Below are 17770 nucleotides of genomic sequence, written 5' to 3'. Positions count from 1 at the left end.
GGTGCCCCTCCTCGTGTTCCTGTGTCGCGGGATGATAGCCCCGCGCGGCGGCGCTACTGTGCGTCGTACACGGTTGCGAGCGAGCGGAAGCCCTTGACCTCGATCGGGTTGCCGAAGGGGTCCAGGAAGAACATGGTCCATTGCTCACCGGGCTGCCCTTCGAAGCGGCCTTGTGGCTCCAGCACGAAGTCGGTGCCGGCGTCGGTCAGGCGCTTGGCCATGGCCTGCCAATCGTCCAGTTGCAGGATCAGCCCGAAGTGCGGCATGGGCACGAGCTTGTCGCCCACGTGCCCGGTGCGTGCCGTGGCGAAGGGCTCGCCCAGGTGCAGCGAGATCTGGTGGCCGAAGAAGTCGAAGTCGACCCAGGTGGCGGTGCTGCGGCCTTCGCGGCAGCCGAGCACGCCGCCGTAGAAGCGGCGTGCCGCCTCCAGGTCACGGACGTTGAAGGCGAAATGGAAGATGCTTTGCATGGGGCGCGATTGTGCGCCGCGCGCGACAGTCCACCGGCACCGCTCTGGTATGGTGCCGTGCCCATGAACGCCCCCCAGACCGCTGCGCGCGATCCTGCGCCCCATGCCGGCGTACAGCACGTCGAGTTCGGCCGCGTCTCGGTCTTCTTCGGCGCGCGCAGCGGCAAGTACCCCGATGGCAACCAGGTGCTGGTGCGCGGCACCGACACGCGTGCCGCCATGGACACGCCCATCGTCTCCAACTTCATCGGCGCGGCCTTCGACGCAAGCGAGCTCGTGGTCATGGGCCATGTGCACGAGGATCACATGGCCGGGTTGCACCGCCTGCCCCATGCCCCCGTGCACGTGCACCATGCCGACCTGCCGGCCGCGCAGAGCTGGCCCGGCCTGCTCGCGGCCATGGGCGTGGCCGACGCGGCACTCGGCGACGAGGTGCTGGCCCGCTACCGGCGCGACTTCTACTACGCGCCGCGGCCGGACGCCCAGGCCTATGCCGACGGCGCCTGCTGGGAGCTGGGCGGTTCGCGCATCCGCGCCTTCCACATGCCGGGCCACACGGCCGGCCACACGGTGCTGCTGGTCGAGCCCGAGGGCGTGGCCTTCATCGGCGACATCGACCTGAGCGGCTTCGGCCCCTATTACGCCGATGCGGGCTCCAGCCTGCGCGACTTCCGCGCCACGCTGCGGCGGTTGCCGGAGTTGCCGGCCAAGGTCTGGGTGACCTCCCACCACCGCGGCGTCTACACCGAGCGCGAACGCTTCCTGCGCGACCTGGCCGCCTTCGCGGCCAAGATCGACGAACGCAGCGCGCGGCTGTGCGCGCTGCTGGCGGAGTCGCCCAAGACACTGGCCCAGCTCGTCGCATGCCGGCTGCTGTACCCGCCGGGCCACCAGAGCTGGTGGGTCGATGCCGCCGAGGCGCGCACCATCGCCCAGCACCTGGAGGAGCTGCTGGCCGCAGGCCAGGTGCAGGTGGACGGAGAGGGCGTCTGGCGGCTCAGTACTTCTTGAAGTTGGCCGCGATGCGCTGCTGCAGGAAGTCCCCGGCCGTGATGCTCGGGTACTTGCCCGAAGGGCTGTCGATCATGACGCCGCGGTTGGCCTGGGCAAAGAAGGCCAGGCTGTAGCGCGCGCCCTGGTACTCGTGGGCCGCGGGGTTCTTCACGCGGTGGAAGTTGCTGGGCAGCTGGTCGTCGCTCCAGCGCATCAGCATGTCGCCGATGTTGCAGGTGATCAACTCGTCGGCCGGCGTGATCGAGGTCCAGGCCTGCGAATCCATGTCCTTGCCCGGCAGCAGCTGCAGGCCGCCCTGGCCGCTGCGCTGGAACAGCAGCGTGAGGCAGTCGAAGTCGGTGTGCGCACCGGCGCGCCACAGGCCCATTTGCTCGCGCAGCGCGGGATCGACCGCGAAGTAGTGCAGCATGCGCAGCGTGCTCTGGTAGTCCGGCTGGCTGGGGTCGTGCGCCGCCGTGAAGAACTCGCGCGCGAAGCCCAGCTTCACGGCGAAGCAGGACAGCACGCGCATGGCCACGCTCCAGGCCTGGGCCTCGAAGGCGAGCATGGTCTGCTCAAAGCCGGGCAGTGCCGCTTCGCCGGGCCACAAGCCCTCCATGTGCGGGCGCGTGATCTGGTAGCTCTCCTTCTGGTCGGGCGTGCCCGTGGACGGGCGCACCTGGGCGCGGCTCTCCCAACCCGCGTTGAGGCCCTTCTTGAGCGGGTGGCGCGCCTTGACGGCGTCCGGCAGCGCGAAGAAGCGCTCGGTCATCGCGAAGGCCTCGCGCACCTTCTCGAGCGCGATGCCGTGGTTGGCGAGTTGGAAGAAGCCCACATCGACGGCGGCGTCCCACAGCTGGTCGGCGATCTCGGCGTGGCGGCGCTCGAAGTCGGCCAGGTCGATCACGCGCACCTCGCGCGCGGCCTCGGTGCCGACCGCGCCCATGCGGGATTCCTTGGTCAGTTCATGCAATTCGTAACTCATCATTCCATTCCCCAGTAGGCTTGGTGCGGCGCCGTGGCTTCGGCGAGAAGCGCAGGGCCGATCACGGTGAAAGGCTCCGCGCTGTGGGCGAACACATCGCGGCAGGACATCTGCAGGTCGGCCGCGGCGGCGTCCTTGGCGCGGAAGCGCCGCAGGCGCACCGCGTCGATGCCGAACACCACGCGGCGGATGCCGCTCCAGAAGATGGCACCCGCGCACATCACGCAGGGCTCGCCCGAGGCGTAGATGGTCGCGCCGACCATGGCCTCGCGCCGCAGCTGCCGCAGCGCGTTGACCTCGGCATGGGCCGTGCAGTCGCCCGTGGCGGCGTTGTCGTTGTGGGCCTCGGCCAGCAGCTGGCCGTCGGCGGAGACGACCACTGCGCCGAACGGCCGGTTGCCGCGCGCGCTGCCGAGGGCCGACAGCGCGATGGCCTGGCGCAGGTAGCGGCCATCGGTCTCCGTGAGTTCGTCCATGCTCAGGCCTTGATGGCGCGCTCGCCGGCCGCCGGCAGGAAGCCAGCGTTGAACACGCTGGCCGCCGCCGGCGCCGTCTTGAGGCCGAAGGTCTGCGTGATCTCCTCGATCTGGCGCGCCAGCAGTTCGGGTTGCACACTCCCCAGACCATGGGCGCGGGTGTCGGCCGTCACCATGTACCGGGCCGTGAGCGCGAAGCGCTGGGCTTCGAGCTTCTCGTCGATCATCGGCTCGCGCTGCTTGACGGCAGCCATGGCGCCCAGCGGGTCGGCCAGCGTGTCCTGGATGCCGCGGTTGGTGGCGCGCAGGAAGGCGCGCACGACCTCGGGCTTCTCGCGGATGAGCTTGCTGGAACTCAGGATGGCGTTGCCGTAGAGGCTGGCGCCGATGTCTGCGTAGGAGAGCACGGCCAGCTGCGCCGGGTCCACGCGCTGGAACAGCGACAGGGCCGAGTCGTGGAAGTAGGTCGCGCCGTCCACGTCGCCACGCACGATCACGTTGTCGCGCTGCGAGAAGTCGGTCGTCACCCATTCGATGGCATCGGCCTTCAGGCCCGCATGCCGGGCCGCGATCGGCCAGGCCCGGCGCGTGGACTCCACGGCGGCCGCCGCGATGCGCTTGCCGGCCAGGCTCTTGAAGTCGGTCACGCCGCGGTCCTTGCGCGCGATGATCACGAAGGGCGCGCGGTTGTAGTACTGGTAGATCGCCTGCACCAGCGGCCCCTGCGTGGCCTGGAATTCCATCAGCGCGCTGAGGTCGCCGAAGCCCATGTCGTAGGCGCCGCTGGCCACGCGCGTGATCGCCGCCACCGAGCCGCTGCCCACGTCGAAGCTGGGCGCCAAGCCCTCCTGCGCGTAGTAGCCCGAGGCCAGCGCGACGAAGAAGGGCGCGACCTGGCCCGAGATGCGGAAGTCCAGCGTGAACTTGAGCGGCAGGGGCTTGCCGCCCTGCGCGAAGCTGAAGGCGGGCAGGGCGGCGGCGGTGGCCAGGGTGAGCAGTTGGCGGCGTTGCATCGGTGGGCTCCAGGGGAATGGCTGTCGCAGGCAGTCTAGGAACCGCAGCCCCATGGCAACAGCCACGCCCAGGCCATGCCCGGCATAACAGGCCTGTTATGGCGGCCGGGTGGTGCACGCGGCTGGACGATAATCCGCGCGGGCCGTGGCGCCCCTCCACAGGAGGGCGCCACGCCCCGGTTGCAAGGTGCCGCCGGCCGCAAGGCCGGTGGTCAAACGGGAAGCAGGTGAGATGCCTGCGCTGCCCCCGCAACGGTCAGCGGATCACGACCCCTCATGCCGGCGCTCGCGCCGGCAGCCACTGCGCCCCCAAGGCGTGGGAAGGCGAGGGGCCGGGTGCCTTTCGAGGCACCACTCCGCGAGCCCGGATACCGGCCTTGCAGTCGACTCGGACACCGCGGGCGTGCGCTGCTCCGACGCGGGTGCGCGCCCTGGCGGCGCGGCCCGGGTCGTGCTTGTGCGGCTGCGGTGTGTTCAGCAAATCGGCCTTGCGGGAGAGCGGGGCCTGAACGCAACGACGCATGCACGACCTTCAGCCACCCGGCCGCCCACGCGCGGCCGCGCTCCTCGGAGTCCTTCCCCGTTCCTCCTTCCTGGCCGCCGCACTGGCCCTGTGCGGCACCGCACAGGGCCAGACCCAGCCACCCGCGGCCGGGGCCCTGAACGAAGTCTTCGTCACGGCCACGGCCCGGCCCGAGGACCGCAGCCGCATCGCGGCCACCACGCAGACCATCGATCGCGAAACCATCGAACGCTCGAGCGCGCGCTCGGTCACCGACCTGCTGGCCGAGAACGCGGTGGGCTTCCTGAGCGAGTGGACCGCCGCGCAGACCTCGATGAACATCCGCGGCGCCGCCACCGATGGCCAGGGCCGCGACTTCCGCAGCCAGGTGCTGGTGCTCGTGAACGGCCGGCGCGCCGGCACGGCCAACCTGTCCAAGCTGAGCCCGTCCGACGTGGAGCGCATCGAGATCGTGCGCGGCCCGGGCTCGGTGGTCTACGGCAGCCAGAACATGGGCGGCGTGGTCAACATCCTCATGAAGACCGGCGCGACCCAGCCGGGCTCCAGCGTGGACCTCACGGCCGGCTCCTGGGGCCTGTGGCGCGCCCACGCGCAGACGGCCGGCGCCAGCGACAAGTTCGACTGGTACCTCGGCTTCAGTGGCGGCGAGCGCGACGACTACGACTCCGGCAAGGGCGGCACCACCATGGCCAACACCGGCTGGGAACGCCGCGGCGCCAGCGGCGCGCTGGGCTGGCAGTTGGCCGACCACCACCGCGTGCAGCTGCAGCTGCGCACCGACGGCATCTACAACGCGGGCTTCCGCGGATCCGGCGCCAACATCCACAGCCGCGACAACCGCGACAACCGCTCGCTGGACCTCACCTACGAAGGCGCCACGGCCGACCAGCGCGTGCGCTGGATGGCCCAGGCCTACGACCTCAGCGACGTGGACGAATTCAACTGGGCCTCGCCCGTGGTCCGCTCGGGCACGGCCGCGGTGCCCGGCACCTCGCGCGACTACAACAAGCGCACGCTAGACGTGAGCGGCCTGCGCCTGCAGCCGCGCTTCAAGCTCGGCCAGGGCAACGACCTGCTGCTGGGCCTGGACTGGGAGAAGAGCCGCCTGCGCTCCAACCGCGAGCGTGTGGCCATGCCCGGCGGCCCGAGTGGCCAGGTCGCGCCCTATGACAACAACCAGACCGAAGAGGTGCACGCGCTGTACTTCGAGGACGCGCAGACCCTGCTCGACGACCGGCTCACGCTGCGCGCCGGCTTGCGCAAGACCTGGGGCCAGACGCGCTTCGACGCCACGCCCAACCTGCCGCTGGCCGTGAGCACCACGCGCAAGTACGACACCCACACCTGGTCCACGGGCGCGACCTGGAAGGCCAGCGCGCTGCTGAACCTGCGCGCCGGTGCGTCCACGGGCTTCCGCGCGCCCACCGCCACGGAGCTGGCCTCGGACTTCACGGCCGTGGGCGGCGGCCGCATCTTCGGCAACGCCAACCTCCAGCCCGAGACCAGCCGGCAGGTCGAGGTGGGCGCCACGCTGCAGGCGCCGGGTTGGCGGCTGGACACGGCACTGTTCCAGAACACCATCTCCGACCGCATCGTCACGGTCTCGCGCGGGCCTTCGACCAACACCTCGGATTACGCCAACAACGCGGCCGACATCGTGGCGCGCGGCATCGAGTTCAATGGCAACCTGGACCTGGCGCGCGCGCTGCAGCTGCGCGGCCAGGTGCTCGACGCCTTCGCCAGCGGCTACTACCACTTCGACATGCGCGACAAGGGCGCGGCCGCCACGCTCAACACCGACAAGGTGCAGCGCATGTACCGCTTCGAGGGCTCGGCCGGCGTGCGCTACGGCCAGGGCGGACCGCGCGACGCGGGCGCCTGGACTGTGCAGGTCGCGGCGCTGCTGCGCGGACCGATGTGGTACGACACCGAGGAGAACCTGCTGGTGCCGCAGGGCGAGCCCAGCAGCACGTACATCCACCGCAAGGGCGCGTTCACGGTCTGGAACCTGCGCGCGGACGTCCGCGTGTCGCCGGGCGTCAAGCTCTATGCGGGCGTGAACAACCTGTTCGACCTGAACCGCCACCCGATCTTCATCGCGCTGGACCGCTCGCCCTGCACGGCGAACGCGGCCTTCCAGAACGGTGGCTGCGGCACCTCGATGCCAGGGCGCGAGCTGCTGGTCGGCCTGCACGTCGACTTCTGACATGGAGCGAACCCGGATGCCCGACGGCGGCCGAGCGCAGCGAAGGCCCGAATCCCAGGCCGAGCGCAGCGATGGCCCGAATGGCAACTTCCCCTGTGCCCCTGCCGAGGAGCGCAGTGCCATGGGCTGCGCGGGGAACCTCGCGCTTTGTGAACTGACTCATTGCGCTTGTCCGAGCGCAGTGAACGCAGTGAACGAAGCGAGTTGCGCAATGCAGCCCATGGCGCGAGCACCGCAGGTTGCCCGGAGCGCCAGCGCAGGGACAGGGGCACCGGGGTCGCCTTCTTTTGCTTACTTTTCTTGGCGAAGCAAGAAAAGTCAGTCGTCGTGCGGGGGCGAAAACCCCGCCTCCTCATCTCGATCAGACGTAGTGGTCGCACAAGCACCAGAGGCCGGGATATGCCCCCGGCAGTGCAGTCACTTTCTTTCGTTTCGCCGAAAGAAAGTAACCAAAGAAAGGGCGACCCCGGTCCCCACGTCNAGCACCAGAGGCCGGGATATGCCCCCGGCAGTGCAGTCACTTTCTTTCGTTTCGCCGAAAGAAAGTAACCAAAGAAAGGGCGACCCCGGTCCCCACGTCCCTGCGCTGGCGCTCCGGGCAACCTGCGGTGCTCGTGGCCCGGGCGCATTGCACAACTCGCACCGTTCACTGCGGGAACGAGGCTCGAACAAGTGCAATGGGTCAGATGTTGAAGCGCGAGGTTCCCCGCGCCGCCCAGGCCACTGCGCTCCTCGGCGTGGGCACAGGGGCCCCGGGCGCGGGGGCACATCCGGGCCATCGCTGCGCTCGGCCCCGTCGTTGGGCGCGCAGCGCCATGGGTGACTGAGATGGTCCAGCCCTTGATCGCGCGCCGAACCTTGCTGCGCCATGGCGCAGCAGCCGGCCTCGCGCTGGCCGGCCTGCCCGCGCAGGCCGCGCCCACGGTGCTGCACGACGCACTGGGCCGCCGCGTGGTGCTGCCCGCGCCGCCGCAGCGCATCGTGACCATCTTCTCGTCCAACACCGAGCTCGTGGTGTCGCTCGGCATGCTGGACCGCATCGTGGGCGTGGAGGACTTCACGCGCTTTCCGCCCGAGGTGCAGCGCATCGCCAAGGTGGGCGGGCGGCTCGGCTTCTCGGCCGACGCGGTGGTGGCGCAGCGGCCCGACCTCGTGGTCGTCACGCCCGCGCGCCAGGCCGCACACCAGCTGGTCGCGCCCATGGAGCGCATCGGCGTGCCCATCCTCGTGCTGCTGAGCCGCTCGCTGGACGAGGTGCTGGGCAATGTGCGCCTCATCGCGCAGGCCGGCGGCGTGCCCGAACGTGGCGAGGCGCTGGCCGGCCGGCTGGAGGCCCGGCTGAAGACCGTCGATGCGCGCGTGGCCGGCCGTGCGCTGCCGTCCATGCTCATGCTGACGGGGCGCCTGGGCAACGGCATGCTGCTCGTGGCGCGGGCCGATACCTACACGGGCGAGGCCATGCTGCGCGCCGGCGGCCGCTTCGCGCTGGCCGGGGCCGGCGCCGTGCCCCAGGTCTCGCCCGAGGCCGTGCTGGCGGCCGACCCCGACGTGCTGCTGTTCGCGGGCACGCAGGACGCGCTGCGCGACCTCGTGTCCCAGCCCGGCTGGCGCGACATGCGTGCCGTGCGGGGAGGGCGCGCCGTCACCGTCTCGCGCTCCGAATTCCTGATCCCCGGCCCGCGCACGGTCGACGGCGTGGAGAAGCTGGCCCAATGGCTGCATCCCGCGTGATCCCCTGGCGTGCCTGGGGCGCCGCCTGGGCCCTGCTGGCCGGCTGCCTGCTGCTGGGCGCCTGTGCCGGCCACCAGTGGGCGAGCCCGGCCGACGTCTGGCGCGCCGTGCTCGGCGACGAGGCGCTGCGCAGCCGGCTGCTGCTGGAATGGCGGCTGCCGCGCGTGCTGGCCTCGGCCCTGGTCGGCGCGCTGCTGGGCCTGTCGGGCACGGTGTTCCAGGGCGTGTTCCGCAACCCGCTGGCCGAGCCCTACCTGCTCGGTGCCTCGGGCGGCGCGGCGCTGGGCGCCACCATCGCGCTGCTCGTGCCCTTGGGGATGCCGCAGGCGCTCACGCTGTCGTCGCTGGCCTTCTTCGGCGCCTGGGGCGCGACCATGCTGGTGCTGGGTGTGGCGCGGGTGGCCGGTGCGCTGGATGCCGCGGGCCTGCTGCTGGCCGGCGTGGCGCTGGCGGCGGTGCTGGGCGCCGTGCGTTCCTTCCTGATGCTGGCGCTGTCCGACGAGAGCGTGAGCCTGCAGGTCGTCATGAGCTGGGTGCTGGGCGGCATCCAGACACCGAGCTGGACCGGCCTGGGCCTGCTTGCGCTGATCACCGTGGCCTGTCTCGCGGCCACGCGCGGTATCGCGCGCGGGCTGGACCTGCTGGGCCTCGGCAACCAGGCCGCCCAGGGCTTCGGGCTGGACGTGGCGCGCTTCGTGCCGCGCGCCGTGCTCGTGGGTTCGCTCGTCGTGGCGGCGGCCGTGGCCTACGGCGGCCTCGTGGCCTTCGTGGGCCTGGCGGCGCCGCACATCGCGCGCTGGATGGTCGGGCCGCTGCACAGAAGGCTGTTGCCGGCCTCGGCCCTGGTCGGCGCCATCGTCGTGACCGTGGCCGACGCCATCGCGCGCGCCGCGCTGCCGCCGGCCGAGGTGCCGCTGGGCCTCATCACGGCCGTGGCCGGCGGGCCCTTTTTCATCGTGCTGCTGGCGCGGAGGCTGCGGTCGGCATGACGGGCTCACCTCCACCGCGTCTGCAGGCGCAAGTGCTCACGCTGCGCCGGCGCGGCCGCGCCGTGGTCGATGGCGTGAGCCTCGCGCTGCCCGCGCGCGGCGCCGTGGCCCTGGTCGGCCCCAACGGCGCGGGCAAGTCCACGCTGCTGTCGCTGCTGGCCGGCCTGCTGGCGCCCGATGCGGGCCGCGTGCTGCTGGACGGCGCCGACCTGGCGGCCATGCCCGTGGCGCAGCGTGCCCGGGCCATGGGCTACATGCCCCAGCACTTCGCGCCGCACTGGGACCTGCGCGTGGACGAGCTCGTTGCCATGCGGCTCGAAGGCCAGCAGTCGGTGCAGGACGCCGGCACCGTGCTGGCGCAGGCCGGCCTGTCGGCTTTCGCCGCGCGGCTCTGGTCCACGCTCTCCGGCGGCGAGCAGGCGCGTGCCTTGCTGGCCACGGTGCTGGCGACCGACCCGCCCGTGCTGCTGGCCGACGAACCCGGCGCTGCCCTGGACGTGCGGCACCGGCTCGCGCTCGTGGAGGCGCTGGCCGCGCGCGGACGCGAGCGCCTGGTCGTGGTCGCCATGCACGACCTGGACCTCGCGTTCCAGCACTTCGGGCGCGTCGTCGTGCTGGACCAGGGGCGCGTGGCGCTGGACGGCGGTGCCGCGCTGCTGCAATCGCCTTCTCTCGATGCCGTGTTCGGCGTGCGCTTCGAGCGCGTGGCGGTGCCGCCGCACCACCTGCTGCGCGCACACCGCCTGCAGGAGGCTCCCCATGCGGATTGACTTGGCCGGCTGGACGCGCGAGGCCACCTGCGGCGACCACCGCGGCTTCATCGCGCTGTTCGAGCGCGCCGAGCAGCTCGGCTTCGACGGCGTCTGGTTCAACGAATTCCGCGTACCGGCGCAGCCCTGGCCTTACCCCTCGACGCTGCTGCTGGCCGCCGCGCTGTTCGCGCGCACCGAGCGGCTGCGCGTGGGCACCTCGGTGCTCGTGCTGCCCGTGCACCACCCGCTGATGCTGGCCGAGGAGATCGCGCAGCTGGACTTCCAGAGCGCCGGCCGGCTCGACGTGGGTGTCGGCCGCGGCACCGAACCGGCCGCACTGCAGGCGCTGCAGATCGCGCCCGAGGAAACGCGTGCGCGTTTCGAGCAATCCTGCCGGCTGCTGCGACGGGCCTTGTGCGGCGCGGCGCTGCCGGCCGAGCAGGGCGCCTGGACCATTGCGGCGCGTGGCGCCATGCCAGCGTCGGTGCAGCGTCCCCATCCGCCGCTGTACGTGGCGGGCTCCACGCCCGAGACGCTGGGCTTCGCGCTCGCGCAGGACCTGCCGCTGCTGCTGAGCCTGGAGCCGCCCGAGGCCGCGCAGCTGGCGCAGCTGCAGGCCGCGGCCGCCGCGCAGGGCCGCGACAGCGCGGCCTTGCAGCAGCGCTCCTCGCTGGCCCGCTACGTCTGCATCGGTGCGGATGAGGCCGCCGTCGCTCAGCAGCTCGCCGCGCTGTGGCCGCAGTTGTACCAGCGCCGTATTTACTTCGCCGGCAAACGCGGCGTGCCGCCCGACCAGGTGCCGCCCATCGATGCCGAACGCGTGCTGCGCGAGCAGTTCATCCACGGCACGCCGCAAGCCTGCCATGCGCAGATCGCGGCGCTGCGCGAGCGCACAGGCATCCGCCACCTGCGCTGTGTCTTCAATGCCAACGGCCTGTGGGACAACGCCCAGGCCCTGGACGCCATGGCCTTGTTCGCACGCGAGGTGCTGCCCGCACTGCGCGCCCTCTGACATCCACCTTCTGGAGAATCCACCCATGCAAAAGATCCCCGCCACCATCGTCACGGGCTTCCTGGGCAGCGGCAAGACCACGCTGCTGCGCCACATCCTGGACAACGCCCAGGGCCGGCGCATCGCCGTGATCGTCAACGAGTTCGGCGAACTCGGCATCGACGGCGAGATCCTCAAGGGCTGCGGCATCGGCTGCGACGAGGACGGCCAGGAGCAGCAGGGCGCGCTCTACGAACTGGCCAACGGCTGCATGTGCTGCACCGTGCAGGAGGAGTTCTTCCCCGTCATGCAGGCGCTGGCCGAGCGCCGCGACCGCATCGACGCGGTGCTGATCGAGACCAGCGGCCTGGCACTGCCCAAGCCGCTGGTGCAGGCCTTCCAGTGGCCGGAGATCGCCAACGTGTTCACGGTGGACGCCGTGGTCACCGTGGTCGACACGCCGGCCGCCGACGCGGGCCAGTTCGCGGCCAACCCCGTGGCCGTGGACGCGAAGCGCCGCGCGGACCCCAACCTGGACCACGAGTCGCCGCTGCACGAGCTGTTCGAGGACCAGCTGGCGGCCGCCGACCTCGTGGTGCTCAACAAGACCGACCTCGTCGATGCCGCGGCGGTCGAACGCGTGACGGCCCTGGTGCGCGAGGAATTGCCGCCCTCCGTGAAGATCCTGCAGTCCAGCCAGGGCAAGCTGCCGCTGGACGTGCTGCTGGGCCTGGCGAAGGCGTCAGAGACCACCATCGATGCGCGCGAGAGCCACCACGACCACGAGGAGGACCACGACCACGACGAGTTCGACGCCCATGTGATCGAGCTGCCGGCCGTGGACCGCGAGCGCCTGCTGGCGGCGCTGGCGCGGCTCGTGGAGCAGCAGACCATCCTGCGCGTGAAGGGCTTCGCCGAGATTCCGGGCAAGCCGATGCGCTGGCTGCTGCAGGGCGTGGGCAGGAGGTTCGACCACCATTTCGACCGCGCCTGGCGCGAAGGCGAGCGCCGCGGCACGCGCCTGGTGTTCATCGGCCAGGACCTGGACGAGGCAGCGCTGCGAACGGGCCTGGTGGGCGTAGAGGCCTGATGAAGCAACACACCCCCAGCACTCGCCGCGCGCAGCGCCGGCCGTTCGCGGCCGAGCGCAGCGATGGCCCGTGTGGGACTTCCCCCTGTGCCCCTGCCGAGGAGCGCAGCGCCATGGGCTGCGCAAGGGCACCTTGCGCTTCAACATCTGACCCATTGCGCTTGTTCGAGCTGAGTGAACGCAGTGAACGGTGCGAGTTGCGCAATGCAGCCCATGGCGCGAGCACCGCAGGTTGCCTGGAGCGAAGCGGAAGGACAGGGGCACCGGGGTCGCCTTCTTTTGCTTACTTTTCTTGGCGAGACAAGAAAAGTCAGTCGTCGTGCGGGGGCGAAAACCCCGCCTCCTCACCTCGATCAGACGTAGTGGTTCCTGCTGGCACCAGAGGCCGGGATTGCCCCCGGCAGTGCAGTCACTTTCTTTCGTTTCGCCGAAAGAAAGTAACCAAAGAAAGGGCGACCCCGGTGCCCACGTCCCTCCGCTGGCGCTCCGGGCAACCTGCGGTGCTCGCGGCCTGGGCGCATTGCACAACTCGCACCGTTCACTGCGTTCACTACGCTCGAACAAGTGCAATGGGTCAGATGTTGAAGCGCGAGGTTCCCCGCGCCGCCCAGGCCACTGCGCTCCTCGGCGTGGGCACAGGGGCCCCAACACCACACGGGCCATCGCTGCGCTCGGCCATGGGATCCCACTGATGCACCTTCTCTCCACCCGCCCTGGCGGCTTCGTCGAAGACCCCAGCGTCGTCACGCGGCTCGACCAGCAGCCCGCCGACATCGTCGTGCTGAGCTCGGCCGACACCACGCTGGCCCTGCTGTCCGCCGCTGCGCAGCAGCTCGAAGGCTTCCCCAGCCTGCGCCTGGCCAACCTGCTGTACCTGCGCCAGCCGGCCTCGCTGGACCTCTACGTGGACGAGGTGCTGCAGCACGCGCGCGTGGTGGTCGTGGACCACCTGGGTTCCGAGTCGGCCTGGCCCTATGGTGTGCAACAGATCGCAGCGCTCGCGCGTGCCAAGGGCCAGCGCCTGGCCATCTTTTCCGGTGATCTGCAGGAAGACCCGCACCTGCTCGCGCGCGGCACGCTGCCGCAGGCCGACAGCCGCCAGCTCTGGCAGTACCTGCGCGCAGGCGGACCCGCCAACGCGCGCGCCTTCCTGCAGGCCGTGGCGCACCTGGGTCTGGGGCAGGGCGAGGCCCCGCCGCCGCCGCGCACGCTGCCGCAGGCCGCGCTCTACGTGCCACCCGCGCTGTGCGCGCAGCGCCATGCCGTGCCCGGCATCGACGACCTGCGTGCGGCGTGGCTGCCCGGCGCGCCCGTGGTCGCGCTGGTGTTCTACCGCTCGCATCTGCTGGCCGGCAACACGGCCGCCTTCGACGCGCTGGCCATGGCGCTGCACGCGCGCGGCCTGAACCCGCTGCCGCTGGCGCTGGACTCGCTCAAGGACGGGCTGTGCCTGTCCACCCTGCGCACGCTGTGTGCCGAGCACGCCGTGCAGCTCGTGCTCAACACCACGGCCTTCTCGGCGCTGGAGCCGGGCCAGGCCCTGGCGGGCGACGCGCCCGTGCTGCAGGTCATCACGAGCGGCGGCAACCGCGAAGACTGGCTGGCCGATGCCCAGGGCCTGCGCCCGCGCGACATCGCCATGCAGGTCGTGCTGCCCGAGATGGACGGCCGCATCGTCACGCGCGCGGTCAGCTTCAAGGGGCTGGCGCACCGCTGCCCGGTCACCCAGGCCGACATCGTGGCCTACCAGGCCGAGCCCGACCGCGTGGACTTCGTGGCCGAACTCGCGCAGCGCTGGTGCCGGCTGCGCACGCGCCCCGCGGCCGAGAAGCGGCTCGCGCTCGTGCTGGCCAACTACCCGGGCAGCGAAGGCCGCATCGGCAGCGGCGTGGGGCTGGACACACCGGCCTCGGTGATCGCCATCCTGCAGGCGCTGGCGGCCGAGGGCTACGCATTGGGCGACGCAGCACTGCCGCAAGACGGTGACGCGCTGATGCGCCAGCTGCAGCAGGGCATCGCCAACGACCCCGCCCAATGGCCGCTGCGCCCGGCCTGGCAAAGCTACGCGCTGGCCGACCACAAGACGCGCCTGGCCGCGCTGCCCGATGGCATGGCCGCCGCCATCTCTGCGCGCTGGGGCCCGCCCGAGGCCGACCCGGCATTGCGCCAGGGCCGCTTCATGGTCGCCGGCCTGCGCCTGGGCCAGGTCTTCATCGGCATCCAGCCCGCCCGCGCGCTGAACCAGTCCGGCGCACAGGACTACGCGAGCTACCACGACGCCGAACTGGTGCCGCCGCACCACTACCTGGCCTTCTACTTCTGGCTGCGCGATGTGTTCGCCATCGACGCCATCGTCCACGTGGGCAAGCACGGCAACCTCGAATGGCTGCCCGGCAAGAGCCTGGCGCTGTCCGGCGCGTGCTGGCCCGACGCGATCCTCGGCCCGCTGCCGCACCTGTATCCCTTCATCGTCAACGACCCCGGCGAGGGCGCGCAGGCCAAGCGCCGCAGCCAGGCCGTGATCGTCGACCACCTGATGCCACCGCTCACGCGCGCCGAGAACCACGGCCCGCTGCAGGACCTGGAGCGCCTGGTCGACGAGTACTACGACGCGCTGCTGGTCGACGCGCGCCGCGCCGCGCTGCTGCGCCGCCAGATCGTCGAAGCCGTGCGGCGCCAGCACCTGGCCGGGGAGCTGGCGTTGCCGCCCGGCACCGAGAACGACGAGGACGCACTGCTCGAGCGCATCGACGCCTACCTCTGCGAGCTCAAGGAGACACAGATCCGCGACGGCCTGCACGTGTTCGGCCGCTCACCCGCCGGCCGGCAACGCCGCGATACGCTGCTGGCGCTGGCGCGTTTTCCCTCGGACGGCGATGCCGGGCTGCTGGGCGCGCTGGCGGCCGATCTGCTGCCGGACACCGGCTTCGATCCGCTGCGGCTGGAGCCGGCGCGGCCCTGGGCCGGCCCGCGTCCGGCAGTGCTGCAGGCCCTGAGCGCCGAACCCTGGCGCCACGAAGGTGACACGCGCGAGCGGCTTGAACGGTTGGCCCAGCAGCTGCTGGACGGCGAACAACACGCGGCCGGCTGGCCGCAGACCCAGGCCGTGCTGCAGCGCGTCCACGGTCAGCTGGCCCCGGACCTGGACGCCTGCGGCCCTGAAGAGCTGCGCCAGTTGTCGCGCGGCCTGCGCGGCCTGTTCGTGCCGGCCGGCCCCAGCGGTTCGCCTTCGCGCGGGCGGCCCGACGTGCTGCCCACGGGCCGCAACTTCTACACGCTGGACACGCGTGCCATCCCGACCCAGGCTGCCTGGGAACTCGGCCAGCAGGCCGCGCGCCAGCTGATCGAGCGCTACCTGCAGGAGCACGGCGAGTACCCGCGCGCGCTGGGCCTGTCGGTCTGGGGCACGGCCACCATGCGCACCGGCGGCGACGACCTGGCCCAGGCCTTCGCGCTGATCGGCGTGCGCCCGCGCTGGGCCCCTGGCAGCCAGCGCGTGCAGGACTTCGAGGTGGTGCCGCGCGCCGGCCTGCACCGCCCGCGCGTGGACGTGACGCTGCGCATCTCGGGCTTCTTCCGCGACGCGTTCCCGCTCGCGGTGCAGATGTTCGACGCCGCCGTGCAGGCGGTCGCGGAACTCGAGGAGGACGACGAGGACAACCCCATCCGCGCGCGCGTGCGGGCCGAAGCCCAGGCGTTGCAGGCCCAGGGCGCCAGTGCCGAGCAGGCGCGCCGCCAGGCCGGCTGGCGCGTGTTCGGCGCGCCGCCCGGCCACTACGGCACGGGACTGGACCCGCTGCTGCACAGCGGTGACTGGCAGGACGCCGGCGACCTGGCGCGGGCCTGGATCGGCTGGAGCGCCCACGCCTACGGCCAGGACAGCGAGGGCGAACCCGCTGGCGATGCGCTGCGCCGGCGCCTGGGCGAACTCGACATCGTGGCCCAGAACCAGGACAGCCGCGAGCACGACATCCTGGACTCGTCCGACTACCTGCAGTTCCAGGGCGGCATGGCCGCGGCCGTGCGCGAGGTGTCGGGCAAGACGCCCGCGCTCTACCACGGCGACCACGCCAATCCGCAGCAGCCGCGCGTGCGCACGCTGCACCAGGAGATCGGCCGCGTGGTGCGCGCGCGCGTGACCAACCCGAAATGGATCGCAGGCGCCATGCGCCATGGCTACAAGGGCGCGTTCGAGATGGCGGCCACGGTGGACTATCTGTTCGGCTTCGACGCCACCACGGGCCAGGTCGCCGACCACCACTACGCGCTGGTGGCCGACGCCTACCTGCGCGACGCCGCCGTGCGCGACTTCGTCGCCGAGCACAACCCCGAGGCCCTGCGCGGCATGCTGGAGCGCCTGCTCGAAGCCATGCAGCGCGGCCTGTGGGCGCAACCCGGCGACTACCGCCAGCAGCTCGAAGCCCTGCTGCTGGACCACGAACACCACCAGGAATCAACGCGATGAGCGTCACCGAAGCCCCCGAGCTGCCCCCGCTGTTTCCGTTCGCCGCCATCGCCGGCCAGCCCGCGCTGTGCCAGGCGCTGCTGCTGGCCGCCATCGATCCGCGCATCGGCGGCGTGCTGGTCGAGGGCCCGCGCGGCACGGCCAAGTCCACTGCCGCACGCGCGCTGGCCGAGCTGATCCCGGCGGCGCCCTTCGTCACGCTGCCACTGGGCGCATCGCTCGAGCACGTGGCCGGCACGCTGGACCTGCAGCAGGCCCTGGCCGGCCATGCCGTGCGCTTCGCGCCCGGCCTGCTTGCGCGCGCACACGGCGGCGTGCTCTACGTGGACGAGATCAACCTCCTGCCCGACGCCCTGGTCGACGTGCTGCTGGACGCCGCGGCCAGCGGCGTCAACGTGGTCGAGCGCGACGGCATCTCGCACCGCCATGCCGCTCGCTTCGTGCTCGTGGGCACCATGAACCCGGAGGAGGGCGCGCTGCGCCCGCAGCTGCTGGACCGCCTGGGCCTGTGCGTGCGGCTGGCCAATGTGGCCGACCCGGCGCAGCGCCAGGCCGTCGTGCGCGCGCGGCTGCAGTTCGAGGCCGATCCCGCGGCCTTCCGCGCACGGCATGCCGCCGAGCAGGCCGTACTGGCCGAGCGCCTGGGCGTGGCCCGCGCGCGCGCGTTGGCGCCCGAGGCGCTGCCCTGGTCCGACGCGGTTCTGCAGGCCGCGGGTGGCCTGTGCGTGCAGGCCCAGGTCGACGGCCTGCGCGCCGACCTCGTGCTGCTGCGCGCGGCGCGCGCGTTGGCGGCCTGGCAGGGCGACGCCGAGGTCACGCCCGCGCATGTGCAGGCCGTGGCCGAACTGGCGCTCGTGCACCGGCGCAAGCCCGGCGCGCCGCTATCCGCTGCGGCGCCGGCCACCGCGCCCAAGGCCGAGCAGCCGCAAGCCAAGGGCAGCGACAGTGGGACCCCAGGCCACAGCGATGCCGGCACGGACTGGGGCGCGCTGCCGCCCGAGCCCATGGGCACGGTGCGCCTGGCCGTGCCCGCGCTGCTGGCCTCCGACGCGGGGCCCGCCGCAAAAAAAGCCTGAGCCTTCGTGC

The 17770-nt window shown here is 71.8% G+C and carries 13 protein-coding genes and 1 riboswitch; of the genes, 9 read left to right on the top strand and 4 right to left on the bottom strand.

Annotation, left to right across the window (positions count from 1 at the left end; translation table 11 throughout):
• Nucleotides 1-53: 53 nt before the first annotated feature.
• Nucleotides 54-470 carry a VOC family protein gene (locus ASF45_RS33215; RefSeq protein ID WP_056673888.1) on the bottom strand — a complete coding sequence of 139 codons (417 nt, stop codon included), beginning with the start codon at nt 468-470 and terminating at the stop codon, nt 54-56.
• Between the two features lie 63 nt (nt 471-533).
• Between ASF45_RS33215 and ASF45_RS33210 the strand changes: the two genes are divergently transcribed.
• Nucleotides 534-1481, top strand: coding sequence for an MBL fold metallo-hydrolase (locus tag ASF45_RS33210; protein WP_056673883.1), 948 nt, complete (start codon nt 534-536; stop codon nt 1479-1481).
• Here the strand turns inward: ASF45_RS33210 and ASF45_RS33205 are convergent.
• The 3 genes from ASF45_RS33205 to ASF45_RS33195 are packed head-to-tail and all read right to left on the bottom strand — an operon-like array spanning nt 1468 to nt 3937.
• Nucleotides 1468-2448, bottom strand: a complete 981-nt coding sequence (locus tag ASF45_RS33205; RefSeq protein WP_235581099.1) for an isopenicillin N synthase family oxygenase — start codon at nt 2446-2448, stop codon at nt 1468-1470. The two genes, ASF45_RS33210 and ASF45_RS33205, sit on opposite strands and share 14 nt — an antisense overlap.
• The gene (locus ASF45_RS33200) at nt 2448-2924 is read right to left on the bottom strand and encodes a nucleoside deaminase (RefSeq protein ID WP_056673876.1); all 477 of its coding nucleotides are present in this window, start codon (nt 2922-2924) and stop codon (nt 2448-2450) included. Before ASF45_RS33200 ends, ASF45_RS33205 begins: the two co-directional genes overlap by 1 nt.
• Nucleotides 2925-2926: 2 nt before the next feature.
• On the bottom strand, nt 2927-3937 hold the full coding sequence (locus ASF45_RS33195; RefSeq protein ID WP_056673873.1) for an ABC transporter substrate-binding protein: 1011 nt from the start codon (nt 3935-3937) through the stop codon (nt 2927-2929).
• Nucleotides 3938-4105: 168 nt separating this feature from the next.
• Nucleotides 4106-4332: riboswitch (cobalamin riboswitch) on the top strand.
• Between the two features lie 126 nt (nt 4333-4458).
• Between ASF45_RS33195 and ASF45_RS33190 the strand changes: the two genes are divergently transcribed.
• The 8 genes from ASF45_RS33190 to ASF45_RS33155 all read left to right on the top strand — a co-directional run bounded on the left by ASF45_RS33190 (nt 4459) and on the right by ASF45_RS33155 (nt 17760).
• Nucleotides 4459-6666 carry a TonB-dependent receptor gene (locus ASF45_RS33190; protein ID WP_056673870.1) on the top strand — a complete coding sequence of 736 codons (2208 nt, stop codon included), beginning with the start codon at nt 4459-4461 and terminating at the stop codon, nt 6664-6666.
• Nucleotides 6667-7494: 828 nt separating this feature from the next.
• Nucleotides 7495-8397 carry an ABC transporter substrate-binding protein gene (locus ASF45_RS33185; RefSeq protein ID WP_056673867.1) on the top strand — a complete coding sequence of 301 codons (903 nt, stop codon included), beginning with the start codon at nt 7495-7497 and terminating at the stop codon, nt 8395-8397.
• Complete coding sequence (locus tag ASF45_RS33180) at nt 8379-9386, top strand: iron ABC transporter permease (protein ID WP_056673864.1); 1008 nt, start codon at nt 8379-8381, stop codon at nt 9384-9386. Before ASF45_RS33185 ends, ASF45_RS33180 begins: the two co-directional genes overlap by 19 nt.
• The gene (locus ASF45_RS33175; RefSeq protein WP_056673862.1) at nt 9383-10156 is read left to right on the top strand and encodes an ABC transporter ATP-binding protein; all 774 of its coding nucleotides are present in this window, start codon (nt 9383-9385) and stop codon (nt 10154-10156) included. Before ASF45_RS33180 ends, ASF45_RS33175 begins: the two co-directional genes overlap by 4 nt.
• The gene (locus ASF45_RS33170) at nt 10146-11150 is read left to right on the top strand and encodes an LLM class flavin-dependent oxidoreductase (protein WP_056673860.1); all 1005 of its coding nucleotides are present in this window, start codon (nt 10146-10148) and stop codon (nt 11148-11150) included. Before ASF45_RS33175 ends, ASF45_RS33170 begins: the two co-directional genes overlap by 11 nt.
• A gap of 25 nt (nt 11151-11175) precedes the next feature.
• Nucleotides 11176-12219 (top strand): cobalamin biosynthesis protein CobW, encoded by a 1044-nt coding sequence (gene cobW / locus ASF45_RS33165; RefSeq protein WP_056673858.1) that lies wholly within the window; start codon nt 11176-11178, stop codon nt 12217-12219.
• 691 nt (nt 12220-12910) lie between these two features.
• Complete coding sequence (gene cobN, locus ASF45_RS33160; RefSeq protein WP_056673856.1) at nt 12911-16684, top strand: cobaltochelatase subunit CobN; 3774 nt, start codon at nt 12911-12913, stop codon at nt 16682-16684.
• A complete protein-coding gene (locus ASF45_RS33155) occupies nt 16681-17760 on the top strand; it encodes an ATP-binding protein (protein ID WP_056673854.1) in 1080 nt (359 codons plus the stop codon). The genes cobN and ASF45_RS33155 overlap by 4 nt, the downstream gene beginning before the upstream one ends.
• The last annotated feature ends 10 nt before the right edge of the window (nt 17761-17770 follow it).

Origin of the sequence: Pseudorhodoferax sp. Leaf265 (assembly GCF_001422365.1) — a bacterium.
In the GTDB taxonomy this organism is placed as follows: Bacteria; Pseudomonadota; Gammaproteobacteria; order Burkholderiales; family Burkholderiaceae_C; genus Pseudorhodoferax.
This window is presented reverse-complemented; position numbering and strand designations above follow the sequence as displayed.